Consider the following 23,556-nt stretch of genomic DNA (forward strand, 5'->3'; position numbering starts at 1 on the left):
CCCGGGAGAGCGTAATGGCGGACAACAGGTGGCAGCAGGGGCCGTGGAGCCCGGCTGATTTCGAGCAGCTTGCACAGCAGTATTGGGGTGCCTGGGCGGAGACGATGCGCAGTGCGGCGCCGGGCTCCGGCGCAACGCTCGGTGGCGCCCCCACCGGTCTGGCCGCAGGCATGCAGGGCTGGCAGGATGCGATCGACTGGTGGAGCCGCCAGGCTCGCGGAAACAGCAGCGGCGCCGACGACGTGGTCGGACGCTTCAACAGCCAGGCGCGCGCATGGTTCGGCCAGATGCAGGACATCGCCGCACAGTTTGCGGGGCGCGATCATGCGGCGCGCGACGTCGCCTCCGCCTGGCGCGAGTCGCTGCGGACCGGCGGCGAGGACTTGTTTGCGGGGATGCTGCGCAGCATGCGCGGCGAGGGACTCAAGGGCATCGACCAGTGGATGGAGAGCGCCGCGCCCTACCTGGACGCCACCCTGCGGGAGGGCAAGGCCTGGTTGGGCCTGCCTGCCTTCGGCGTCACCCGCGAGCACCAGGAGCGGCTGCAGCAGCTGGCGCAGGCGCACATGGAATACCAGGAAGCTGACAGCGTCTACAACGCGCTGATGCGCAAGGCCTCCCGGTCCGCATTCGACATCTTCGAACGCAAACTGGTTGAGCATGAGGAGCCGGGGCGGCAGATCGAATCGCCGCGGGCGCTGTTCGACCTGTGGATCGATGCCGCCGAAGAGGCGTATGCCGAGGTCGCGCTGTCAGTGGAGTTCCGCAAGGCCTATGCCGGACTGGCCAACGCCCAGATGCGCCTGCGCGCGGGCATCCAGGCCCAGATAGAGCAGGCCAGTCGCCAGTTTGATCTGCCGACCCGCAGCGAGCTGGACGGCGCCCACCGCAAGATCGTCGAGCTGGAGCGCGCAGTGCGTCGGCTGCGCGACCTGGTCGAGGCCGGGCAGTCGGCGGCACCGGCAAGGAAGGTAACCAAGAAGACTGCGGCGAAGAAGGCGGCCACGAAGAAAACCGTGAAGAAGGCTGTCGCCAAGGCTGCAAAGAAGACAGCCCTGGCGCGCAAGGCCGCTACCAAACGGACGGAGGGTTGAGATGAACGGACCGCTCAACATCGGCATGGACCGGATCGTGGAAGACGCCGCGCGCATGCAGCGCAAGCTCGGCGCAGGCCTGCAGACCCTGCGCGAGGTGGAGGACTTCGACTACGGCGCAACCCCGAAACAGGAAGTCTGGCGCGATGGCAAGGTGGTGCTGTACCGCTTCATTGGCGAGAAGGCGCCCACTGCCAAGGTGCCGCTGCTGATGAGCTACGCGCTGGTCAATCGACCGTACATGGTCGACCTGCAGGCCGACCGCTCGATCGTCAAGGGCCTGCTGGAGCGGGGCGAGGATGTGTACATCATCGACTGGGGTTACCCGGACCGCTCGGACCGGTTCCTGACCCTGGAGGATTACATCCAGCGCTTCATCGGCGGCGCGGTCGACCACCTGCGCCAAACCTCCGGGCTGGACGCGATCAACCTGCTCGGCATCTGCCAGGGCGGGGCGTTTTCGCTGTGCTACGCGGCGCTGCATCCGGAGAAGGTGCAGAACCTCATCACCATGGTCACGCCGGTCGACTTCCATACCCCGGACAACATGCTGTCCAACTGGACCCGCGACCTGGACGTGGACCTGTTCGTCGACACGCTTGGCAACGTGCCGGCGGACCTGATGAACTTCACCTACCTCACCCTGAAGCCCTGGCGGCTGTTCGTGCAGAAGTATGTGGGGCTGGTGGACATCCTCGACGACAGCAAGGCGCTTGAGGATTTCCTGCGCATGGAGAAGTGGATCTTCGATTCACCCGACCAGGCCGGCGAAGCTTTCCGCCAGTTCATCAAGCAGTTCTACCAGGGCAACGGTTTCATCAACGGCGGCATCACCATTGGTGATGATGAAGTGCACCTTGGCCTGGTGGAGATGCCGGTGCTCAATATCTATGCCGAGCATGACCACCTGGTGCCGCCCGACGCGTCGCGCGCGCTGAAGGACGTGGTGGGCAGCCGGGATTATTCCGAACTGTCATTCCGCGGCGGGCATATCGGCATCTACGTGTCCGGCCGGGCGCAGAAGGAAGTGCCCAGTGCAATTCATCAATGGCTGGCCGAAAGGTCGTAAGCAAGGGAATCGCCACCATGGCCAAACTCACCCTGTCCCGCTCCACAGATGATCGCGTGCTCGCCGGGGTGATCGGCGGCATTGCCCGCCGCTTCGGCTGGAGCTCCACCATGCTGCGCGTTGTGTACGTCGTCGCTTCGGTGCTCTCGGCCGCTTTCCCGGGGATCCTGGTCTACCTGATCCTGTGGCTGCTGATGCCCGAGGGCGACTGAGCGGCGGCATGGGCCGGTTCGGTCTGTCCGTGCTGCGCGGGCTGGGGATGGCTTGGACGCTGCCCAACACGGTGCTCGGGCTGATGCTTGGCGCGGCAGGTCTTCCGTTTGGCGCGCGCATGCACCTGGATCGCGGCGAGCTCGCCGTGGTGTTCAACCGCTGGCCCTGGGGGCCGGGCGGTGCGATCACATTCGGCAATGTGATCATCCACACCGGAGCGTCGCTGGACGCACGCTGCATGAGCTATGCGCACCGGGCTGGACAATGCCAGGAGCCGGCGATGCGCCTGGGCGACCATGAGCGCGCCCACGTCCATCAGTACATGGTGCTGGGTCCGCTGTTCCTGCCGCTGTACCTGCTGTGCGGCGGGATCAGCGTGCGCAACCGGTTCGAGCGTGCGGCGGATCGCTACGCACTCACCGGCCGCGGCTGGTGGCCATGGGGTTGAGCATGGGCTTGCCGACGAACGGTCATCCGATTTGACGCCGTGCTAACGAAGCCTGTGGCAACCTCCAACTGTCGAAGAAAAAGCGGGAAGGCGAAAGCCGGAACGCAACAGCTTCGACAAAGGAAGGCTCAGCCGTCCGGGGTCAAACCCGGCAGACTGGGCCTTCTGCTTTATGGGCAAGCGATGCTCGGTGTCCTGCGTGATCCTCAACCGCTGTGTTGCGGACCGTACCTGCTGCAGTCCGTCGCCAGCACCGCCGAGGATTCGCCGATGGACGCGCCGCTGGAATCGAAGCGACGCTCGGCGAACAGGATGCCTTCTTCGCCCACCAACACAACGCTGCTGCAGCGGGTGCCGTAGCGTTCGTCCAGGATGAACGGCGGTGACAGCACGCGTTCAAGCTCGATGCCCACGCCGGTATCGGGCAGGGTGTCGTCGGGGGCGATGCCCCTGTCGGCCAACGCGGCGAAAAGCGGTTCGATATCCGGCGGATCGTGCGTGGTTGTTCCGCTGTCCGGGGTCGACCTGATCCAGGCCTCCAGCGCGCGCGTGGCGAAGGTGCTCTTGGGCCAAGGCGCGTCGAAGGCGCCGTTGGACATGGCGTGGACGCCCGATGTCACCGGCGCGTGCTGGGCCCGGGGCTGGTTGCTGGCGAAGGCAAGCTCGCGCCCGTCCCACAGCAACAGGTTGAACGGGCCGAACCGGGCCGACTCTTCGTCCAGTGCGCGGACCGATTCCATCGCTCCGCCGTCGGCACGCACGAAGTCGCGCACCAGCGCTCCGCGCGAGCGCGGTGCTTGGTCCTGCGAGAGGCCGTTGCGCACATTGGTGACCGCGGCCAGGCGCCTGCGGGTGGATGCCTGCAGCCAGCCGCCGCCGGCCACCAGGTCCCGGCCGCCGTAGACATGCGGCGCTTCAGGATCGAATCCGGCGGGTTCGGTGGGCCGCGCGTGCAGCTCGTCGCGGTTTGCGATCAGCGCCAGCGGGTAGCGGGGGTGGACATTCCAGGCCAGGGCGATCAGGCACATGCACCAAACCGTACACGGTCTCCCCGGCCCGGCAAAGCCCGTTGCAGCCGGGGACGGCCGCAGGGATCGTCAGGCCTGCGATAGGAGTGCGAACAGTTCGACGGTCATGGCTGGGCCTCGTGTTTGATCTTGTCGCGCCGGGCAAGTTCGGCGGCGCTCGGGGTTTCACTGGCGAAGCTCCCGGTTGCCACCTCACCTGCCTGCTCGTAGACCGTGACGACGGCACCGGTCGAGGCGATGCGATGGTCCACCAGCTTCAGCCCAGTCGGCGCCGCAGCACCGGAGAACAGGCGCTTGCCGCGTCCCAGGATCACCGGCATCGTGACCAGGAACAGGCGGTCGATCAGGCGGGCGCCGAGCAGGGCCGGGTACAGCTCGCTGCTGCCCTGGATCAGGAGGTCCGGGCCGTCGCCGTGCTTCAGCTCGGCGACCGTACTTGCGGGATCTCCAACCAGCGCCTGCGATCCCTTCCACGTCAGGAGCTCGGGCGTTGACGTGACCACGTATTTGCGGATGCGGTCGAACATCTGGCCCATCGGATCGTCCGTCTGGTACGGCCAGTGGGCCGCGAAGATCTCGTAGGTCCTGCGCCCGAGCAGCAGGTCGTACTCGGGCGCACCGAAGACCTCGCCAAGGAAGCCGGACAGGGTGTCGTCGAAGTAGGGGGTCGCCCAACCGCCGAAGTCGAAGCCGCCGGTCGGATCCTCTTCCGGTCCGCCAGGCGCCTGGACCACGCCGTCCACCGAAATGAATGCACCGCCGATCACCCTACGCATGCCCGGGACCTCCCATGCGCGCCGCCTCGATCGCGGCGATGTCGATCTTCTTCATCGTCATCATCGCCTGCATGGCGCGCCCGGCGGCCTCGCGATCCGGATCGGTCATCGCCTCCATCAGCGCCCGCGGGGTGATCTGCCAGGAAAATCCCCAGCGGTCCTTGCACCAGCCGCATTCGCTCTCGCTCCCGCCGCCGTCGACGATGGCATTCCAGTAACGGTCGGTCTCGGCCTGGTCTTCGGTCAGGATCATGAAGCTGACCGCCTCGTTCGGCGTGATCCCCGGGCCAGCGTTGAGGCCGAGGAACTTCCGGCCCAGCACGGTGAAGTCCACGGTCAGTTCCTTGCCGCGTTCGCCGCCGGGATAGTCGACGGCCGCATGCATGGCCTCGCCGACGTGGCTGTCGGGGAAGGTGGCGGCGTAGAATTCCGCCGCCTTATGGGCCTGGCCGTGGTCGAACCACAGGCAAGTGATCATTTCGCTCATCGTCGTCTCCTCAGTCGTCCAGCAGCGGCGCGAAGCCGCCGTAGATCATGCGCTTGCCATCGAAAGGCATGCCGCCTGCCGGCTTCATGCGCGGGTCTTCGCTGAGCTTCGGCCAGGCTTCGTCACGCACCTGCCGGGAGGGCCACTCGACCCAGGAAAACACCACATTTTCCCCGTCCTCGAGCAGGACCGCGCGGCGGAAATCGGTGAGCTTGCCCTCGGGCACGTCGTCGCCCCAGGTCTCAACCACGCGCAGGGCACCGTATTCGAGGATCACCTCGGCGGCCTTGCGTGCCATCTCCCGGTAGGCTTCGTGATTGCTGGCCGGCACCGGCAGCAGGTAGCCGTCGAAGTAGCCGCCACGCCCGCTGCCGGCATCGACCAGCGCATCGAAGCCGGCGAAGATCATGCGCTTGCCGTCGAAAGGCATCTGCGGCATCTCCTGCATGCGCGGATCGGCCATCATCTTCTCGAATGCGGCATCGCGCGCGGCCTTGTCCGGGTACTCCATCCAGCTGAACACCACGGTTTCCTCTGCGGTTGCCAGCACTGCGCCCTGGAAATCGTTCTGCTTGCCCGGTGGCACGTCGTCCCCCCACGCCTCGACCATTCGAGTGGCACCGAACTCCTTGAACAGAGGCAGCGTGTTGCGTGCGTGATCAAGATAGGCCTCCCGGTTCGCGCTTGGCACGGCGGCAACAAAGCCTTGGATATAGGTCATTGGATTTGCTCCTCTTGCTCTCGGGTTGTGTGTTCCCCGTGTCCGTTGACAGGATGCGAGGGCGGTCTCACGTCGGGACTCGTTGAAGATCCTGCGCCTATGAGTTATAAAAAACAACTATGAAGTTAGAAAAAATTAGTGAAGGTGATGGGCCCGTTTCCAGGCGCTGGTACGACGACGCCTGTGGGACCGCGCTCGCGCTTGAATTCGTCGGCGAGCGCTGGTCGCTGCTGGTCATGCGCGAGCTGATGCTGGGCCCGCGCCGCTTCTCCGAGCTCAGGGCCGATCTCACTGGAATCAGTGCCAACGTCCTGACCCAGCGGCTGGCGGGACTGGAGCGATCGGGGATCGTGCGCAGGCGCAAGCTGCCTCCGCCGGCCAGCGTGCAGGTCTACGAGCTGACTGAATGGGGCCTGGAGGCTGAGCCGATCTTCCAGACGCTGGGTCGCTGGGCGATGCGCTCGCCGCTGCACGACCCGATGCGGCCGTTGTCGGCGGTCTCGGCCATGCTCTCGCTGCGGACCACGCTGCGTGCTGATCGCAAGCCGCTGTCGATGAGCGTGGCGTTCCGCTTCCCCGGCAACGCGTTCGTGGGCCGGCTTACGGCGGAGGGGCTGGAGATCGAGCGCGGCGAGGCGGAGGAAGCCGATGCGACATTCGACACCGACACCACCACCTTCGTGACCCTGATCTACGGCAAGCGGCCGTTCAAGCAGGCCGAAGAGGAGGGCGCGCTGCGGCTGGGAGGCGACCGCCGGCTGGCGCGCCGGTTCGTGGAGTGCTTTGAGCTGCCGGCCAAGCTGTCCGGGGATGCCGGAGCGTAGGCCGTGACCTGGCCTGGGACAGGCCGTTTGGTGCCGGAAGAGGGACTCGAACCCTCACGCTTTTAAGGGCGACGGATTTTGAATCCGTTGCGTCTACCGATTCCGCCATTCCGGCGCGGTCGTGGATTATAACGGACCCGCAGCGGATCAGGCGACGCCGTCCAGGCTGAGCGCCGCATCGGCGCGCCGGTACCACTCGCCCTCCTCGGGCTGGTAGGTGCAGCAGCGGTCCATCGGCCCTTTGTAGACATGAAGGGAGATGGCCACGCGATCGTCGCTGGCATTGCGGATGGTGTGGTATTCGTGCGGCGGAATCAGGCTGCCGGCGCTGCCGGGGCCCGCGCGCAGGCCGCCAGCGGGGCGGAAACGGCAGCGCTCGCCGAGGCTTTCCAGCAGTTCGTACTGGGTGATTTCCAGCTCGCCGTCCCAGACGCCCTCCACGCACCACAGGCCGCAATGATCGTGGATCGGTGTGCCTTGGCCGGGGCCCCAGGTCATCGCGACGATGCTGTAGCCATGCTCCGGGCTGCGGTACAGCTCGCGGCGGGCGTAGTGGTGCTGGATGGGCTGATGCACGCAATCGGGCAGCTGTACCGCGGGATCGCGGATCAGCTCGCACATGGCGCCGCGCAGCGCCGCGGTAATGGCGTGCACATCTTCACCGGCGACAGCTTCGTCCACCGCGGCGATCAGCTTGTCGCGGCCCTGGAAAGGAATGTCCGGCAGATTGGGAGTGCTCATGGCGGCATTCTACGTCGCCCTGGAGGAGGGCGATGTTGCATCGCCGCAGCGGTGGTGCCAGCTGCGGCTGCCATGAGCCCGGCGTCCTCAGCCGCCAAGTGACTCCTGGTTCTCGGCTACGTCCAGCAGCTCCTGCACCTGGGAGAGCGTGCTGTCGTCCTTGATCACCCGCTTGAGCCATACGTGCAGGGGCATTTCTCCCCAGCTGGCGGCCTTGTCGGCGAGGTAGGCCACCGGGCTGTGCGGCTCGGTGCGGCGGAAGAATTCGGCTACTTCGCGCAGTTGGGCAAGCGCCTGCCGGCGTGAGGCGATGGGGCCGCCATTGCCGGGTGAAGGGGCGCCGCTTTCCGTCGCGCCGGCGGTTGCCGGTGTGTCGTCGGCTGCTTCGGTGCCGTCAACCAGCAGTCCCGCCTCGCGCGCCGAGCGGGCCACGGTGTGCTGCAGGTGTTCGAGCTGGTCGAAAAGCGCGCTGAAGCTGGGGCCGTCGGCGCCCAGGCGCACATCAACCGCGTCGCGGAGCTGTTCCAGCGCTGCCCTGCAGTCGGGCAGGTCGGCCAGCAACTGGGTGTAGAACCCGTGCGAAGTCCCGCGCCGGGCGGCTTCCAGCACTTCCAGACCGGGCTGGCCGTCGGGGTTGTCCCCGCCGTCGCCGCCGCGGGCGTGGGCGGCTTCGAAGTCGCCCACGCCGAAGCTGCCCTGCGGCGCCTGGGTGATCGGCAGCGTCCGTACCCACTGCCCGGCATTGGCCAGCAGCCAGCCGAGATTGCCGATGCGCTCTTCGTGGCCAGCATCGTGGTCCTGAGGGTGCACATGATCCCAGTGGTGTTCACACAGGCCGGCCATCGCGCGCAGGCCGGCGGCCAGCCCGGGGAATCCGCGCAGCTGGGCGCTGGCCTCGGTGTGCCAGGCCGCCACGCGCAGATCCTTGGTACGGGCACGCAGCAGTTCCTCGCAGATCCGGGCAACGGTCGGCCAGTCGGCGTACTTGATATCGGTGATCCACTCCCCCTGGTCGAGGGTTGGATCGTCGGCGCGACGGGCTTCCTGGATCGCGTCGAATTCGGCGGAGAAAGAAAGATCTTCGCCTGCGGGGTGATCTGGGGAGATCGGGGCCAGCAGGTCATCCAGTTCCAGCATGGCGGGTACTCGGGTTGTCGATTGAGGTGGGAATCTTACACAGGACGGCGCGCCGGGCGGCGATGCAGCGTCACAGGCGCAGGCCATCCTGCGTCCGGTGCAGGCTGCGCAGATGCTCGCCTAGCTGGCCGAGGTTGGCTTCGATGCCCTCCAACGTGGCGCGCCGCTGTGGCGGCAGCCAGCGCCGGGCCTGGTTCCGCAGCTGCAGACCACCCTCGCTCAGCCGCTCCATGTGCTCTTGTGCCGCGTGTTCCAGCGCAGTCCGCTCCGCCTGCTGTGGCAGCCCGTAGCCCGAATCGGGCAGCAGTGACGCCGGGCGGGTCAGGAAGTCTTCCAGCTGCAGCAGTTCATCCAGTGCCGCACGCGCTTCCACGGCCGCTGTCCCGTCAACGCTGGACGGGTTGAGGAAGCGGCGCTTGAGCTCATCCCGGGCCATCAGTTCTTCCCGGCGCAGGGCAGCCTGTTCCAGCAGCAGCAGGGCTGCACCGGCGCGCAGGCTGGTCTGGGTGAGCCAGCCTGCGCGCTCTTCTGGAGCAAGGTCCAGCCAATGCTCAAGATGCTGGTAGGGCAGGCCAAGAGCGTCGCGCGCGGTGTCAAACAGTTCGGCGTAGTGCGCACTCAGCGGCGGGAAGTAGTAGCCCAGACGGGTCGCTTCATCCGTGTTTTTCAGCACGGAAACATCGAGCATCCCGGCGCGCTCCAGCCGCCGTTGCAGGCCGGTCGGGGTGATGCTGGCCAGATCTTCCGCGCCCAGTCGGGGCACGCCATCGTGGAGCAGCTTGAAGGTTTCGACCGCGCAGTTGTTGCCGATGAAGCGGTAGCGGCCGTCGTAGCTCCAGTGCAGCTGCGCGGCGCGTTGCAGCAGCGAAGAGACTTCCCCCGGTTCCAGTTGAAGGGGCAATGAGAGCAGTCCGCGCAGCTCGGTCCGCGCGTACTCCTCCACTACCTGGTCAAGCGGCAACACGAACAGCCGCGATGGATATGAGCCGGTGAGCCCGCGCCAGTTGGAAATCTGAACGTCGTCCACGAATGCGCGGAATGAGAGCACCAAGTGATGGTCCAGATCCAGCCGGCAATCAGGCCCCAGCGGGCGGTCGGGAGCGCAGACCACCAGCCTCAGCATGCTGTGACCCCAGTGGCTCATCAGGCGCTCGTTGCCCTCGGCCAGCAGGTAGTCGACCTGGTACACCCGGTCCGGATCCAGTTGCAGCAGTGACTGGGCGGCGCCGGTCTCGCCGGGCGCCAGGAAAGGCAGGCCGGATGCGCAGTTCTCTGTATCGGGCGTGACTTCAAAGTGGCGGGCGAAGTGGTCGGCAAGTGCCGGTCGCCGGCAGGCGTAGCTGGCGTCGAGCACGAAGTGCTCCAGGTTCACCGCAACGAATTCGGCCGGGCTCTCCAGTTCGTAAGAATCGGGGCTGCGATCGCCGAAAGAATTCCGGCCCAGCCGGGGCAGCAGCCGGAACGGGCGCACCTGCCAGCCGGCGAGGTCAAGCAGGCGGGGATCGCGTGACAGCCCGCCCGCGGCGGACCGGTCATGCAGGTGTGCCAATTCATGGATGACTGCCGAAAGCGCGGCAGGGTCGTCGTCGCGCATCCAGTCGTCAAGCAGGGTGCGCTGCAGGCGCATGGATTGGCCACGAATGCGCCCCTGCACGTGACTGGGCAGGTCGCTGCGCCACTGCACCCGGATGGGCGATTCCAGCGAGCGCGACCAGGCTGCAGGCAGCCGCGACCAGGCGTCATCGAGCAGGCGTCGGGTGGCCTGGATTTCTTCGGCGCGCAGGCTGGAGGTGTCCAGCTCGAATGGTGTGGGGTCTGCTGACGCAGCGCCTGCCGCGCAGGCAAGCAGGCAGGTGGCAAGCCAGCGCAGCGGGCGCCAGCGGCGCCGCTGGTTCACAACGGCTGGTTCACAGGGCCAGGATGGCCTTTGCCAGGGCCATGTCGCTGGCCTGCAGCACCTGAGGCTCGTCGCTGCGCTCACGCAGGTGACGCAGGGCGGCTTCCAGATAGGCGCCGCGGATGCGGCCTTCGCTGGCCACGAACCCGGCGGCATCCTCACGCGCCTGCAGCACTACCTTGTCATTGCCTGAAGTGGAGCCCGAGGTCGCCCCGCTGGACGCTGAAGAGCCGCCAGCCGCGGAGCCCGCGGTGGTGCCGGCGAAGCTGCTGGCCATGGCCGGAGCAGTGGCAAGGGCAAGCAGGGTGCAGGTAAGAAACAGTCGCAGCATGAGGGTGTCCGGCAGGTGCTATGGGCAGGGGGCCGCGCTGCATCAGCGCAGGCCGGTTGCAAGCCTAACCCATCCCGATTGGTGACACTTGTCCGGGCGCGCCATCGACCCGATATTCAGTCATGCCGTGGCACTGTGCTGCGGTGGCATTTTTTGTGGAGGTAACGCAATGGCAACCGGATGGGCAGGTGATGGGGCTGTCCAGGATCAGATCGACGCCACGGTGAAGGACGGTATCGATCGTGCCCGCAGCCAGCTCCGCCAGGGTCCGGGGCTGACCCACTGTGAAGACTGTGAAGCCCCGATCCCCGAGGCGCGCCGTCAGGCGGTGCCAGGGGTGCGGCTGTGCGTGGCCTGCCAGGAGCAGGAAGACGCGCGCGAAGCCCTGGACAGCGGCTACAACCGCCGCGGCAGCAAGGACAGCCAGCTGCGGTAGGTCGGGGCTACGCCCCCGACATCGTGGCTCCGGCCACCGCGCACGTCGGCCACGCAGGGCCGACCTACGAGGCGTCGCGCCAATCTGGATTGGCGAAGTACTTGCGGGTCTCGTTCACCACCACGCCCGACAGCAGCAGCAAACCGACGAGGTTGGGCAGGGCCATCAGGCCGTTGGCGATATCGGAGAACGTCCACACCAGTTCCAGTGACAACACCGCGCCGAAGTACACCACCACCGAGAACACCAGCCGGTAGGGAATCACCCCGCGGCGGCCGACCAGGCGCTCGATGCAGCGTTCGCCGTAGTAGCACCAGCCCAGGATGGTGGTGAACGAGAACACCAGCACCCCGAGCGCAATCGTCACGTTGCCCCAGCCACCTCCCATGGCCTGCTCCAGTGCCCAGGCGGTCATCGGCGCGCCGGTCAGGCCTTCCTGCATCCAGGCGCCGGTGACGATGATCGAGAGCGCGGTCAGGGTGACCATGATCAGGGTGTCGATGAAGGTCTGGGTCATGGACACCATCGCCTGCCGCACCGGCTGATCGGTGATCGCCGAGGCGGCGGCGATGGCGCCGGTGCCCAGGCCCGATTCATTGGAGAAGATGCCGCGTGCCACGCCCATCTGTATCGCCAGGATCACGGCAGAGCCGGCGAAGCCGCCCGCAGCCGCGCTGCCGCTGAACGCATCGGTGAATATCAGCGCGATCGCGGCGGGCAGCTGGTCGGCGAACACCACCAGCACCAGCAGGTTGGCGCCGATGAACATCACGCACATCAGCGGCACCACGCCGGCCGCGACCCGGGCGATGCTCTTGATCCCGCCCAGGATCACCGCCGCGGCGCAGACCGCCATGGCCATGCCGCTCCAGGCTGGCGGGATGTCCCACGTGGCCTGCAGCTGGCCAGCGGCGGTGTTGGCCTGGACCATGTTGCCGATGCCGAAAGCGGCGATGGCGCCAAACAGGGCAAAGGCGACCCCCAGGCTCTTGCCCCAGAAACCGCCAATACCGTTGGTCAGGTAGTACATCGGGCCGCCACTTTGTTCACCCTTGGCGTCCAACTGCCGGTACTTCACGCCCAGCAGGCCTTCGGCGTATTTGGTGGCCATGCCGACCAGACCGGTCATCCACATCCAGAACAGCGCGCCCGGGCCGCCGATTCCGATGGCGGTGGCCACGCCGGCAATGTTGCCCACGCCAATGGTCGCCGCCATGGCGGTGGCCAGCGCCTGGTAATGGGAAACGTCACCGGCGCACGCGGCGGATTCCTTGCGCCGCACCAGCGCCAGCCACAGGGCGTGGCCGAGCACGCGGAACTGCAGGCCGCGCAGGCGGATGGTCAGGTACAGGCCGGTCAGCAGCAGCAGCGGGATGAGGAGAAACGGCCCCCAGACGAATGAGCTGATCTGGTCCAGGGTGGCTTGCAGTTGCTCCATCGACGCGGTTCCCCAAGTTTGACTGGCTGCCGGGCGGCTGCCGCAACGGCCTGCACCTTAGCAATGTCGTCGCCGGGGTGACATCCCCCCAATGGCACGGGCGGGGGGATGTCACGGATGAGGTTCAGTGGCCGGCGGCGAAGGCGCCGTAATCCTCGATCGTGTCGTCGACGCTTGCTTCGAACAGGCGGGTGCCGGCTTCCACGCTGGACAGCGACGGGTCCGAACCGATGCGTCCATCCGGGAACCTGCGCCGGTAATCGAAGGCGTCACCGAACGCGCCCTTGGGTGCGAGCTTGGGTTCCATCTGCATGGGCCGGGCGCGATCGGGGTAGGCATGCCAGGTGAGTGAGATTTCCGACGGTGTTGCATGGCTGCCTTCAGCCTCGCCGAACAGCTCCTGCGACAGCGCGGCCACCCGGCGGCCGGCAAACCAGTTGGCGATCTTCAGCCGCGGCGCGGGACCGTCCGTGCCGGCAAAGCTGGCTTCGGCATGGAACTGGGCGAAGGCGGCCTGCACCGTGGCTACGTTGCCGCCGTGGCCATTGAGGAAGTAGATCTCGCGGAAACCATGACGGGCAAGCGATTGCACCACGTCACGGACTACCGCGATCAGCGTCTCCGGGCGCAGAGAGATCGTGCCGGGGAAGGCCAGGTGGTGCTGGGCCATGCCGATGGAAATGGTCGGTGCCACGAGTGCATCGATGCGTTCGGCCGCGGCCTCCGCCACCACTTCCGGACAGATCGCGTCGGTGCCGATCAGGCCGTTGGGACCGTGCTGCTCGGTGGAGCCGATCGGGACGATGATGCCGGTCGAGCGGGCCAGGCGGGCCTCGACTTCCGGCCAGGTGCAAAGTTGAAGACGCATGTTGAAATCACTGTGGTTCGGGTAATCAATCAGCTTAACGCGGATGGCAGGCCGGGCGCAGCGGCCCGGCCGCTGGACGCGCGGCAACGGTGACGCGGCCCTTGCCGGTGCGTTACGCTGGCCTGCTGGCAGCTGCGCGGTGTGTATCGACGATGGGTGGAGAGGACGGGAAGAAGGCCGGCGTTGGCCTGGCCGCACGCCTGGCGCTCCTGTTCGGTGGCCGTAAGCCCGGCGACTTGCCGCGGCCGTTCGTGCGCAGGCACGGCCGCTATACCTCGCTGCAGTTCAGCCGTTCCCAGACCCAGAGCCGGATGCTCAGTGCAGATCCTGATGCTCTGCTGATCGACTACACCCGGACCATGATGGCGGCCCTGCTGTTGCAGCCGGAGCCGGCCCGCATCGGCATGGTTGGGCTGGGTGGGGGCTCCCAGGCGAAATTCTGCCATCGCCACCTGCCGCAGTCGCGGGTGGAAGTAGTGGAGAACAACCCGGCGGTGATTGCCCTGCGCCGCGAGTTTTCGATTCCCGACGATGACGAGCACCTGCAGGTGCATCTCGGCGATGGCGCCCAGTTCCTTCGCACGCGGCAGGGTTGTTACGACGTTCTGCTGGTGGACGGATACGACGAGCGCGGGATCCCGCAGGCGTTATCCACCCTGGCTTTCTATGAGGACTGTCGCGCCGCACTGGCCCCAGGCGGGGTGATGGCGGTGAACCTGTTCAGTACCGATGCGGCGGGGCATGCGGATCTGCTGGAACAAAGCTTTGGCGACCGCGTGGTGATGCTGGAGGAGCCGAAGATGAGCAACCGGGTGGCGTTCGCGTGGCTCGACGATCTGCGGCCCGGGGAACTGGAGCCGGGCGCTGCGTTGCGACACCTGCCGGACGCTGCCCGCCGCCAGCTTGGCCCCGCGTTCGCGCGCCTGGAGCAGGCGTTGGAGCAGCACTTGGACCAGTAGTAGTCAGCGCCCCGGGCAGGCGGGGTCGCGGCCGGCCCATCGCGCGCAGACGCGGTCGCGGCAGTTGATGCCCTGGACGGTGTTGGCGGCCGGGCAGGACTGCAGGGCCCGCTGGGCACGACTCAGGCGGACGGGCTTTGACTCGGTCTGAGCGGACTGCGGCTGGCCCAGCGAAGCAAGCGCGGCGCTGGTTTCGTTGTAGGTCCGCTCGTTCTCGGTGAGCACCTGGGCGATGAGGTCATCCATCGGGCTGCTCGTGGCAGTGGCAGGGCTGTCCTGTCTGATGATGCCGAGCAGGGTCGAGAGCAGGTCGTTGCCTGATTGGGTGCTCGTCTCGGGGCCGGGTCGGGATGACCGGGCCGAACCAGTGGGTCGCCCTTGCGCGGAGGCGGCACGCGTCGCAACAGCTGGCGCGGCAATCCTGTCGTCAGCAGACGCTGCTTGACCCTGCGGACCGGCCGCCACGCTTCCATCCGTGGCGCTTCTATCCGAGGAGGGCACCTGCAGGCGGCTGAGCGGATTCTGGCGCAACTCCGGATCCGGGATATCAGCGCGCTCATCCACGATCCGCGCCGGCTGCGAGGCGGTCCTGGCGGCTGCATCTTTGCCAGGTGCTTGCACCGCGGGGGTTGCTTGGCCGACAGTTCCTGCCCCGTCGGCCCGCCAGGGGTCAGCCCCGGTGGAACCGGACAGGCGCGCGGCGGCAACAAGGATGAGAACGATGACAAGGACAGCACCAGCCAGCAGCCATCGCAGACGATGCGTGCCGCCCCGGGGTACGGCGTCGCCGGTGCCTGGTTTGCGATTTTCCATGTCGGCAAGGATCCGGCTGGCGGATCCCTGGTTCGATGCGCTGGCGCTGTTCCCCGCGACCAGACTTGGACGGTTCGATCCTTCGATATTCAAGTGCAATCCCGCTCTTGACCGGCAGGCGCCGGAGAAAGTCCTTTTCCGCATTCTAGCCGTGGCCCCGTGCGCGTCAACGTGGTCGACCCGACGGGAGCCGCGGGAATGATCCTGGCATGGATCGCGCTGGGGTTCCTTGGCGTGTGCGTGGTGACCTGGTTGCTGGTGTTTCCGGAAGCGGGGGGACGACTGGCAGCGATGGCGGCACGCGCCTGGCGGGCACTGGCGGGAAGGGCTGCCGCCGGAAGCGGCCGGGTAGCGCGCCGGGTAGGCGAATCAGGAAGGGCAGTACGCTCTGGCGGTTCCGGCACGGCAGCGGCGATGCGGCGCCACCGCGTGGTGCTGGTGGTCGCGGCACTGGTGTTGTGCGTGCCGCCGGTGCTGATCCTCGTGTTGCGCCAGCAGGTGGTGCTGGAAGGCTTTGCCGGCGAGGACCTGTCTGTATCGCGATCCACGATTGCCGTGCTGATGCGGGGGGAGCGGCTGGTGCCGCCGCCCGCGCCGCCGCCGGAAGTGTTCACCACCGCCGAAGCGCAGCGGGCGATGCCGGAGATCGCCACCGCCGATCGCCGCTGGGAACGCCTGGATCCGGATCTGCAGCAGCGCGTGCTGGCGATCTACCGGGTGCTGGCCCAGGAGCACGGCATCCGCATGGTGCTGGTGCAGGGCTATCGCAGTCCTGAGCGCCAGGCCGAGCTGTACCGCGAAGGCCGGGTGACCCGGGCCGGCGCATGGCAGAGCTGCCACCAGTACGGCCTGGCCCTGGACAGCGCGCCCATGCGCGACGGAAAGCTGCAGTGGGACATGGGGGATCCGTGGACCAAGCGCGCGTATTTCCTCTATGGCGAACTGGCCGAGGAGGCCGGCCTGGTCTGGGGCGGCAGCTGGAGCTGGGGGGACTTCGGCCACGTGGAGATGCGCCAGGCCTGCCTGGCTGCACGCGAAGCGCGCCGCCGCGCCGGGTGATATCCAGCCCCAAGTCCTGCTATCTTTCCGGACCGGTCGCTGATGGCGGCCGGGAACGGCAAAGATGGATGCCATGGATTGCGCGCTTCGGCGCGACGCAGGGAAAACCGCGGAAGCGGTATGCGCAGGGAGCGGGATGTGAGGGTGTCGGGGATCTTGCGTGTGGGTCTGGTGGTGCTGGCGGTGTTCGCAGCGGCTTGGGCGTGCGCGATCCTGTGGTGGCGTTCCAGCGGTGCCGCGCCCGGCGGCGCTGCGATGTTCGGCTGGCTGGTGCTGGTGCCGCTGGCGGTCCTGGCCACCCTCTGGCTTGCAGTGCGACTGCGCCGCCGCGCGAGGGCAGGCTCCGATGCCGAACCGTCTGTCGAAGCACTGCCGGCAGATGAGGAAACCCTTCCAGACACGCCCCCACGGGGCGTCCTGGCCCAGGCGATCAACCTTCCCTGTGGCGATGATGCCGCCGTGCTGGCTCCGCGCCTGGGGGAGCTTCGCCGCCCGGGCCTGCATCCCACACTGCGCGACCGGGATGGTCTGCCCGTGCTGGCGGCTTTCTGCAAGGAGCTGGATACCACGCTGATCGAAGACCAGGTGCGCAGCGGTTCGGATCGGCGCTCGCCGGAAGAACACCTGCGCGCGCTCGCGCTACTTGAGCCGGTGGCCCTGGACCTGTTTGCAGCAGCCCAACGCCTGCTGCCGCCGCTTCCCGAAGTGGAAGAGCGGGTGGTGGCAGGGCTGCGGCGCCGGGTGGAATCCGCACCACGCAACAGCGGCAGCGTGCATGTGCTGGCGCTGCTGCCGCAGGACATGACATCCACGCTGCGCGATGCTAGCGTGGGCTGGCTGCACGGTCTGGCCGCAGATGCCGGGCTGGACCCGCGCCGGAGCACGTTCGAAGCAGTCGCCGTGGCGGACGCGGCGGCGGTATGGGAACGGATCCGGTCGTTGCTTGCTGGACAGGCTACCAACCAGGGCGACTGGCACCTGCTGCTGACTTCGGCCTCGCTGATCGGGGAGCGCGGAGTGCAGGCCCTGGCTGCCGGGGGCGGGCTGGCATCAGGCCGCAATGTCGAAGGCATGGTGCCCGGGGAAGGCGCGGCGGGCGTGCTGTTGCGCCCGGCCGGTGCCGCGCTGCTGCAGGACAGCGGCCAGACCGGAATTGAACTGCTTGCCCTGCGAAAGCAGGCGGCCGCGGAGGGGGGGACCCCGCGCCAGGCCGCGAATGCCACCGCCCGGCTGCTGCAGGAATTGCTGGATTCGGCCGCGCTCCCCGCTGAGTCGGTTGCCATGGTGCTCACCGATGCCGACCAGCGGCCAAGCCGCTCGGTCGAGGCCGCCGTGGCTGCAGCCCGTGCATGTCCCGAACTTGATCCCGTCGCCCAATGCCCGGCGCTGGGTAATGCCAGCGGTTACCTGGGCCACGCAGGGCCGCTGGTGCTGCTTGCCCTCGCTGCTGCCGCTGCCCGCGAGGCCGATGCCCCGGTGGTGGCGCTGTCGGTCGAGCCTGCACATATGCGCTACGCGGCGCTGCTTGGCAGCGCTGCGGTAGCCAATGAACCCCTGTCCAGTGATGCCGGCCCCAAGCCGGACCCTGCCGCCTGATACGGAAGTTGCCGCCGATGTTCTCGATGTTCTACAGACTCAGGTACTACCTCACCGACTACCGCGTGCTGGCGGTGGCCGGGATCGTTTCCGCCGCCGCGCTGATGTATTTCGGCAGCGATGGGCTCGCGACTTTGGGCGTGTGGGTCGTCGCCCTGATCGTGCTCCTCGCCCTGGTCTGGGCATTGGTGTGGATCGTGCGCAGGGTCCAGGGCCGGCGGGCAGCCGGCAAGCTTGATGACATGGTCGAGGAAGAGACCGGCCGTGCCGTCGCTGCCGCGGCGCCTGCCGCGCGTGCCGATACCGAGGCGCTGCGCGAACGCATGCTGGAGGCGGTCAAGGCCATCAAATCCTCGCGCATCGGCGTGCTCAAGGGAAAAGCCGCCCTGTACGAGCTGCCCTGGTACGTGATCATCGGCAACCCCGCCGCAGGCAAGAGCTCGGCGATCCTCAATTCCGGGCTCAAGTTCCCGTTCGAGGACAATCGCAGCAACGTCATCCAGGGTATTGGCGGCACCCGCAACTGCGACTGGTACTTCACCACCGAGGGCATCGTGCTCGACACCGCCGGCCGCTACTCGGTCAGCGTCGAGGACCGGCTGGAGTGGCTGACCTTCCTGGACCTGCTGAAGAAGAACCGGCCGCGTGCGCCGGTCAACGGCATCATCATTGCGGCCAGCATCGCCGAACTGTCGGGCAGCAAGCCGGAGTTCGCCATCGAACTGGCCAAGAACCTGCGCCAGCGGGTGCAGGAGGTCACCGAGCGGCTGGAAGTGTTCGCACCGGTGTACGTGGTGTTCACCAAGGCCGACCTGATCGCCGGCTTCACCGAATTCTTCCGCGGGCTGGATCCGTCCGAACGCGAGAACGTCTGGGGTGCGACGCTGCCGTTCGAGCCAGGTGCGGCAACCGACGCGCTGGCAAGCTTCGACAAGCACTTTGATGAACTGGCCGAGGGGCTGCGCGAGATGAGCCTGGCGCAGATGGCCATGGCGCGCGGGCGGGAGGTGTCGCCCGGCCTGCTGACCCTGCCGCTGGAGTTCACCGGTATCAAGCCGGCGCTGCGCACCTTCATCGCGACCCTGTTCGAGGACAACCCCTACCAGTACCAGCCGGTGTTCCGCGGCTTCTACTTCACCAGCGCGCTGCAGGAAGGCCATTCGGTGCACTACGCCTCCGAGCGGGTGGGGCGCGAGTTCAGCCTGCAGGCCAAGCCCGGACGGGAGGCGAGCGAACCTGCCGGGCAGACCGCGCACTTCCTCAAGGACCTGTTCCGCAAGGTGGTCTTTGCCGACCGCGACCTGGTGCGCCAGTACTCCAGTCCGCACAGGACGCGGCTGCGCTATGCGGTGTTCCTGGGTGCGGTGGCCGCGCTGGCGCTGGTGGTCGGCCTGTGGACCTGGTCCTACACCACCAACCGCCAACTGGTGGCCAATGCCACCCGCGACCTGGAGCAGGCAGTGAGGCTGCAGGACGAACGGGTGGACCTGGAATCGCGGATCGACGCGCTGCTGTTGCTGCAGGACCGGTTGGAACAGCTGTCCCGCCACCGCCAGCAGCGGGGAGTCATCGCGCGCTTGGGTCTGTACCAGGGTGACCGGATCGAGACCAAGCTCCAGCACGAATATTTCAATGGCATGCGCCAGGTGATGCTGGCGCCCACCAATGCCCGCCTGGAGGCCTATCTTGGACAGGTGGTGGCGCATGGGGCAGACCTTTCCCAGGCCGGCCCCGGTGACGATGAGCGCGGCCAGGGGCTGTATCAGGAGCCGTCCCCGACCGACGCGGATGATGCCTACAACGCGCTCAAGACCTACCTGATGCTGGGCAACAGCGATCGCGTGGAGCAGGCCCACCTTGCGCACCAGCTGACCCGCTTCTGGCGCGGATGGCTGGAAGCCAATCGCGGACAGATGTCGCGCGAGGACGTGGCCCGCGCCGCCGAGCGCCTGATGAGTTTCCATGTGGCCCGCGCCGATGCACCTGGCTGGCCGCAGATCGACAGCAAGGTGTCGCTGGTGTCCGACGCACGCGCCGCCCTGACCCAGGCTACCCGCGGCGAGCCGGCCATCAGTCGGGTGTATACACAGGTGAAGGCGCGGGCGGCCACGCGGTTCCCGACGGTGACGGTCAATACCCTGATCGGTGAGGAAGCCAACAACGACATCATTACCGGCAGCTATGCCATTTCCGGCGCCTTCACCCGCAAGGCCTGGGAGGACTACATCCGCGGTGCGATCAACGAGGCCGCCAATACCGAGTTGAGCACCACAGACTGGGTGCTGGACACGACCGAGCGCAGCGACCTCTCGCTGGCGGGCAGTCCCGAGCACATCGCCCGAGAAATGGTGGCCCTGTACAAGCAGGAATACGCGCAGGAATGGAGGAAGTTCCTGCAGGGCGTGGGCATGTCGGGGTTTGCCAACTTCGATGTGGCCATTGCGCGGATGAACGCGATCGGCGATCCGCGCAACTCGCCGCTGCGGGCGCTGCTTGAGGCGGTCAACGAACAGACCATCTGGGACAACCCGGGCGCCATGCGCTCCCAGGGCGGCAAGGAGGGCGGTTTCGTGGCCTGGTTCCAGCGGGTGATCCTGCGCCGATCGCCCTCGCCCGGCGCCCAGACCGGCCCGGATGGCGAGTCGGGGCCGGCGCCTATGGGGCCAATCGGCAAGGCGTTCGAAGGCTTCGCCCGGCTGGTGGCGCCGCGTGACGGCAACGCGCCGCTGATCGACAACTACTTCCAGACTCTGGGCGGTCTGCGCAGCAGGCTCAATGCCATCCAGACCGAAGGTGAGCCGGGTCCGGGCGCGGCCCGGCTGATGCGCGACACGCTCAGCAATGAAGGCTCCGAGCTGAACACCGCGCTGGCGCTGGTGGATGAGCAGCTGCTGTCGGGGCTGGACGAGGCCCAGCGTGCGGCGCTGCGCAGCCTGTTGCTGCGCCCGCTGACCGAGACCTTCGCGGCGCTTGTGCCGGTGACGGAAGCGGAGATCAACCGCATCTGGGCGGCGCAGGTGCATGAGCCATACAGCACCGGCATCGGGCGTCGCTATCCGTTTGACCAGAACGCCGATGTCGATGCGGCGGCGGCGGATATCGCCCGTATTTTTGGTCCGTCGGGCGCCGTGGCCGAATTCAACCGGGATGCGCTGGGCTCACTGGTGATCCAGCGCGGGAACCTGCTTGAGCCGCGCCGGTGGGCGGGTCTTGGCGTTGCCCTGGCGCCACAGCTGGTGGCCGGCTACGGCGACTGGGTCAGCGGCCAGGCGGCCGGGGCCGAGGGGCAGGAGATCACCGTCTTCCAGATCCGGCCCGAACCGGCAACGGGGGCGATCGAATACACCTTGGTGATCGATGGCCAGAGCCTGCGTTATCGCAACACGCCGCCGGTGTGGGAAAGCTTCCAGTGGCCCAATCCGGGCGCGATACCGGGGGCGAAGGTCACCGCGGTGACCAGTGACGGGCGCACCGTGGACGTGGTGGATGCCCCGGGGGCCAACGGTTTCGCCAGGATGATGCAGCTGGCCCAGGTGCAGCAGCGTGAGGACAGCAGCACGTTGACCTGGAACGTGCAGAACGTGTCGGTCACGGTTGATATGCGCACCCAGGGACACTCGGGCGGCGGTGGGGACTGGCAGGGGGGGCTGCGCCTGCCCGCGGTTGTGGTGGGGCAGCAGGCGGCGGTGTCGTCAGTGGCAGGGGAAGGGACGCAGGAAGCGGAGGACGGTGCATGACGCAGACGATGACGGCAGAGGTCGGCTATTTCGGCAAGGTGCCCGCGCGAGGGGACTTCGTGCGCGCGGCGGGCAACCACCAGCTCATGGCGTTGCTGGACCGCTGGGCGGGCGGCGGGATCGAGCTGCTGAGCCGCAATCCGGACTGGAAGCGGCTGTATGACGGAGCGGCCCCGGTGCATTTTTCGTTCCTGGGCTCGCGCAGCCGGCTGGTGGTTTGTGGCCACCTGCGGCCCAGCCGGGATGCTTCGGAGCGGCGTTTCCCGCTGCTTTCGGCGATCCGCATGGAGGTGGCCAACCCGCTCGGGTTCATCGGCCGCAGCCCGATGGCCCTGAACCGGGTATGGAGCGGGCTGTCGCGGCTTTCGCAGCAAGCAGCCACGGCGGAAGATCCGTCCGCGCCGCTGCAGGCGCTGGGTGAAGCCCGCTATGAGCTGAGTTCGGATCCGGCTGCCTATGCGGCCCCTTTCAACGACTTCCTGGAAACGCAGACCATCGGATCGCTGCAGCAGCTGCTGCGCGAATCAGGCCATCCCCAGCTGCAATTGCGCCATGCGATGCCGGCGCTGGGCCTGTTGCTGCAGCCGGTGCTGACCGGGGGCGGGGTCAGCATCGACAAAGGCCTGGAACTTCCTTTGCCGCGGGATCCGCTGTACCAGCCGCTGGTAGCGGCCTTCTGGCTGGATATCGTGTCCGGATTCGTGTCGCGCGGGGACTTTGAGCTGGCCGTTCTGGTCAGCGCCGCCGCTGCGCCGCGGATGGTGCTCGGGTTCAACGGTGCCGATCATGAATCACTACGCGCGCTGATTGATCCGCAGGCGGCCGATGAACACCTGATCCGGATCGACGCGGCCGACTGGGTGGAGGACCAGCTTGCAGCCGATTACGCGCTCAACAAGCTGGCCAGCTACGTGGATCGCGATGATCTGTCCCTGAAGGCGGCGCGAGCGGTCTTCGGCGAAACCTTCCTGGGAGCCTGAGCCATGCGAGTTCCAATCCTTGCCGCGCTACTGCTGACCGCTTTCGCGGCGACCGCGCAGGTGGACCAGCAACCGGTCGTTGCCGAAGGCGTGGTGCCTGACCAGGCCACCAAGGCACAGATCCTCGACCAGCTGCGTGAGGTCTATGGCCGGGACCGGGTGGTTGACCGGATCCAGGTGGAATCGATTCCGACTCCACCCAACTGGGGCAGTTACGTGGCCGGCATGATCACCCCGGGCCTGCAGCGCATCTCGACCGGCCAGTTGGAAATCAACGGCCAGAGCGTGCGGGTCAGCGGGCAGGTGGTGAACGAGGCGCAGCGCCAGCAGGTGGCCAGCGAGTTGAGCCTGGCCAGCAACAGCACCTACACGGTCACCAATGCACTGCAGACCGGCGGCTCGGGGCAGGGACTTCTGGACGCGACGCTGGGTGATCGCATCATCGAGTTTGAAAGTGGCAGCGCACGGTTGACCCAGCTGGGCGAGGACATCCTCGCTGAAATGGCCGCCAGCATGATCGAGATCGGTGATGCCCGGGTGCAGGTGGTAGGCCATACCGACGACGTGGGCAATCGCCAGGCCAACCTGGCGCTCAGCCATGCCAGGGCCGAATCGGTACGTGACCACCTGGAGTCGCTGGGCGTGCCGCGCGCGAACCTGGCGGTGCTGGGCAAGGGACCGGACGAGCCGGTGGCCGACAACGACACCGACGACGGCCGCGCGCGCAACCGCCGCATCCAGTTCCAGATCCTGTAACGCACAATCCGGAGACCGTAGGAGCGCGCCATGCGCGCGAAGCCGCGTGAATCCTGGTCCAGCACGATGCTTCGGGCGCCACCAAACGTGAGGGGCCGGCGGGGCTGCCCTGGGCGGGACTGTCGGCGCCATGGACGGCGCCGACAAG

23 protein-coding genes, 1 tRNA gene and 1 pseudogene are annotated in these 23,556 nt (G+C 67.3%); 12 read left to right on the top strand and 13 right to left on the bottom strand.

Going from position 1 to position 23,556, the window contains the following annotated elements; translation table 11 throughout:
* Positions 1-14 precede the first annotated feature (14 nt).
* Genes phaE through ACW7G3_RS10470 form a run of 4 tightly spaced genes read left to right on the top strand, consistent with a single transcriptional unit; the run spans position 15 to position 2,824 of the window.
* Positions 15-1,094 carry a class III poly(R)-hydroxyalkanoic acid synthase subunit PhaE gene (gene phaE, locus ACW7G3_RS10455; protein ID WP_456982689.1) on the top strand — a complete coding sequence of 360 codons (1,080 nt, stop codon included), beginning with the start codon at positions 15-17 and terminating at the stop codon, positions 1,092-1,094.
* Position 1,095: 1 nt separating this feature from the next.
* Positions 1,096-2,163: a class III poly(R)-hydroxyalkanoic acid synthase subunit PhaC gene (locus tag ACW7G3_RS10460; protein WP_456982690.1), complete on the top strand. Its 1,068-nt coding sequence runs from the start codon at positions 1,096-1,098 to the stop codon at positions 2,161-2,163.
* A gap of 17 nt (positions 2,164-2,180) precedes the next feature.
* A complete protein-coding gene (locus ACW7G3_RS10465; RefSeq protein WP_456972689.1) occupies positions 2,181-2,375 on the top strand; it encodes a PspC domain-containing protein in 195 nt (64 codons plus the stop codon).
* Between the two features lie 8 nt (positions 2,376-2,383).
* Complete coding sequence (locus ACW7G3_RS10470) at positions 2,384-2,824, top strand: hypothetical protein (protein WP_456982691.1); 441 nt, start codon at positions 2,384-2,386, stop codon at positions 2,822-2,824.
* Between the two features lie 206 nt (positions 2,825-3,030).
* Here the strand turns inward: ACW7G3_RS10470 and ACW7G3_RS10475 are convergent, their stop codons facing one another.
* The 5 genes and pseudogenes from ACW7G3_RS10475 to ACW7G3_RS10495 all read right to left on the bottom strand — a co-directional run.
* On the bottom strand, positions 3,031-3,852 hold the full coding sequence (locus ACW7G3_RS10475) for an NRDE family protein (RefSeq protein WP_456982692.1): 822 nt from the start codon (positions 3,850-3,852) through the stop codon (positions 3,031-3,033).
* Positions 3,853-3,956: 104 nt separating this feature from the next.
* The gene (locus tag ACW7G3_RS10480; protein WP_456982693.1) at positions 3,957-4,628 is read right to left on the bottom strand and encodes a dihydrofolate reductase family protein; all 672 of its coding nucleotides are present in this window, start codon (positions 4,626-4,628) and stop codon (positions 3,957-3,959) included.
* A complete protein-coding gene (locus ACW7G3_RS10485; RefSeq protein WP_456982694.1) occupies positions 4,621-5,115 on the bottom strand; it encodes a VOC family protein in 495 nt (164 codons plus the stop codon). The genes ACW7G3_RS10480 and ACW7G3_RS10485 overlap by 8 nt, the downstream gene beginning before the upstream one ends.
* A 10-nt stretch (positions 5,116-5,125) precedes the next feature.
* Positions 5,126-5,524: a DUF1428 domain-containing protein gene (locus ACW7G3_RS10490; protein ID WP_456982721.1), complete on the bottom strand. Its 399-nt coding sequence runs from the start codon at positions 5,522-5,524 to the stop codon at positions 5,126-5,128.
* A pseudogene (locus ACW7G3_RS10495) lies at positions 5,507-5,836 on the bottom strand (DUF1428 domain-containing protein); the annotation flags it as partial. The gene ACW7G3_RS10490 and the pseudogene ACW7G3_RS10495, both read right to left, overlap by 18 nt.
* A gap of 119 nt (positions 5,837-5,955) precedes the next feature.
* On the opposite strand from ACW7G3_RS10495, the gene ACW7G3_RS10500 reads away from it, so the two are divergent.
* Positions 5,956-6,660, top strand: a complete 705-nt coding sequence (locus tag ACW7G3_RS10500) for a winged helix-turn-helix transcriptional regulator (protein WP_456982695.1) — start codon at positions 5,956-5,958, stop codon at positions 6,658-6,660.
* Between the two features lie 28 nt (positions 6,661-6,688).
* Here ACW7G3_RS10500 and ACW7G3_RS10505 read toward each other — a convergent pair.
* The 5 genes from ACW7G3_RS10505 to ACW7G3_RS10525 form a co-directional block, all read right to left on the bottom strand.
* A tRNA-Leu gene (locus ACW7G3_RS10505) sits at positions 6,689-6,775 on the bottom strand.
* Between the two features lie 32 nt (positions 6,776-6,807).
* Positions 6,808-7,401: a cysteine dioxygenase gene (locus tag ACW7G3_RS10510; RefSeq protein ID WP_456982696.1), complete on the bottom strand. Its 594-nt coding sequence runs from the start codon at positions 7,399-7,401 to the stop codon at positions 6,808-6,810.
* Positions 7,402-7,488: 87 nt separating this feature from the next.
* Positions 7,489-8,538 carry a type VI secretion system protein TssA gene (gene tssA / locus ACW7G3_RS10515; protein WP_456982697.1) on the bottom strand — a complete coding sequence of 350 codons (1,050 nt, stop codon included), beginning with the start codon at positions 8,536-8,538 and terminating at the stop codon, positions 7,489-7,491.
* A 70-nt stretch (positions 8,539-8,608) separates the two neighbouring features.
* A complete protein-coding gene (locus ACW7G3_RS10520) occupies positions 8,609-10,435 on the bottom strand; it encodes a DUF7844 domain-containing protein (protein ID WP_456982698.1) in 1,827 nt (608 codons plus the stop codon).
* 10 nt (positions 10,436-10,445) lie between these two features.
* The gene (locus ACW7G3_RS10525) at positions 10,446-10,766 is read right to left on the bottom strand and encodes a DUF2388 domain-containing protein (protein ID WP_456982699.1); all 321 of its coding nucleotides are present in this window, start codon (positions 10,764-10,766) and stop codon (positions 10,446-10,448) included.
* A 169-nt stretch (positions 10,767-10,935) separates the two neighbouring features.
* On the opposite strand from ACW7G3_RS10525, the gene ACW7G3_RS10530 reads away from it, so the two are divergent.
* Positions 10,936-11,202, top strand: a complete 267-nt coding sequence (locus ACW7G3_RS10530; RefSeq protein ID WP_456982700.1) for a DksA/TraR family C4-type zinc finger protein — start codon at positions 10,936-10,938, stop codon at positions 11,200-11,202.
* A 64-nt stretch (positions 11,203-11,266) separates the two neighbouring features.
* On the opposite strand, the gene ACW7G3_RS10535 is transcribed toward ACW7G3_RS10530, so the two are convergent.
* Positions 11,267-12,640: an alanine/glycine:cation symporter family protein gene (locus ACW7G3_RS10535; RefSeq protein WP_456982701.1), complete on the bottom strand. Its 1,374-nt coding sequence runs from the start codon at positions 12,638-12,640 to the stop codon at positions 11,267-11,269.
* A 124-nt stretch (positions 12,641-12,764) separates the two neighbouring features.
* Positions 12,765-13,508 (bottom strand): creatininase family protein, encoded by a 744-nt coding sequence (locus ACW7G3_RS10540; RefSeq protein WP_456982702.1) that lies wholly within the window; start codon positions 13,506-13,508, stop codon positions 12,765-12,767.
* Between the two features lie 107 nt (positions 13,509-13,615).
* Between ACW7G3_RS10540 and ACW7G3_RS10545 the strand changes: the two genes are divergently transcribed.
* The gene (locus ACW7G3_RS10545; protein ID WP_456982703.1) at positions 13,616-14,467 is read left to right on the top strand and encodes a fused MFS/spermidine synthase; all 852 of its coding nucleotides are present in this window, start codon (positions 13,616-13,618) and stop codon (positions 14,465-14,467) included.
* A 3-nt stretch (positions 14,468-14,470) separates the two neighbouring features.
* Here ACW7G3_RS10545 and ACW7G3_RS10550 read toward each other — a convergent pair whose 3' ends face one another.
* Complete coding sequence (locus ACW7G3_RS10550) at positions 14,471-14,713, bottom strand: hypothetical protein (protein ID WP_456982704.1); 243 nt, start codon at positions 14,711-14,713, stop codon at positions 14,471-14,473.
* A gap of 765 nt (positions 14,714-15,478) precedes the next feature.
* On the opposite strand from ACW7G3_RS10550, the gene ACW7G3_RS10555 reads away from it, so the two are divergent.
* The 5 genes from ACW7G3_RS10555 to ACW7G3_RS10575 all read left to right on the top strand — a co-directional run bounded on the left by ACW7G3_RS10555 (position 15,479) and on the right by ACW7G3_RS10575 (position 23,408).
* Positions 15,479-16,339, top strand: a complete 861-nt coding sequence (locus ACW7G3_RS10555; RefSeq protein WP_456982705.1) for a M15 family metallopeptidase — start codon at positions 15,479-15,481, stop codon at positions 16,337-16,339.
* Between the two features lie 144 nt (positions 16,340-16,483).
* Positions 16,484-17,935: a hypothetical protein gene (locus tag ACW7G3_RS10560; protein WP_456982706.1), complete on the top strand. Its 1,452-nt coding sequence runs from the start codon at positions 16,484-16,486 to the stop codon at positions 17,933-17,935.
* Between the two features lie 26 nt (positions 17,936-17,961).
* A complete protein-coding gene (gene tssM, locus ACW7G3_RS10565) occupies positions 17,962-21,672 on the top strand; it encodes a type VI secretion system membrane subunit TssM (RefSeq protein WP_456982707.1) in 3,711 nt (1,236 codons plus the stop codon).
* Positions 21,669-22,652 carry a type VI secretion system-associated protein TagF gene (tagF, locus tag ACW7G3_RS10570; RefSeq protein WP_456982708.1) on the top strand — a complete coding sequence of 328 codons (984 nt, stop codon included), beginning with the start codon at positions 21,669-21,671 and terminating at the stop codon, positions 22,650-22,652. Before tssM ends, tagF begins: the two co-directional genes overlap by 4 nt.
* 3 nt (positions 22,653-22,655) lie before the next feature.
* Positions 22,656-23,408 carry an OmpA family protein gene (locus tag ACW7G3_RS10575; protein WP_456982709.1) on the top strand — a complete coding sequence of 251 codons (753 nt, stop codon included), beginning with the start codon at positions 22,656-22,658 and terminating at the stop codon, positions 23,406-23,408.
* Positions 23,409-23,556: the final 148 nt, after the last annotated feature.

Source organism: Luteimonas sp. A478 (assembly GCF_054052025.1).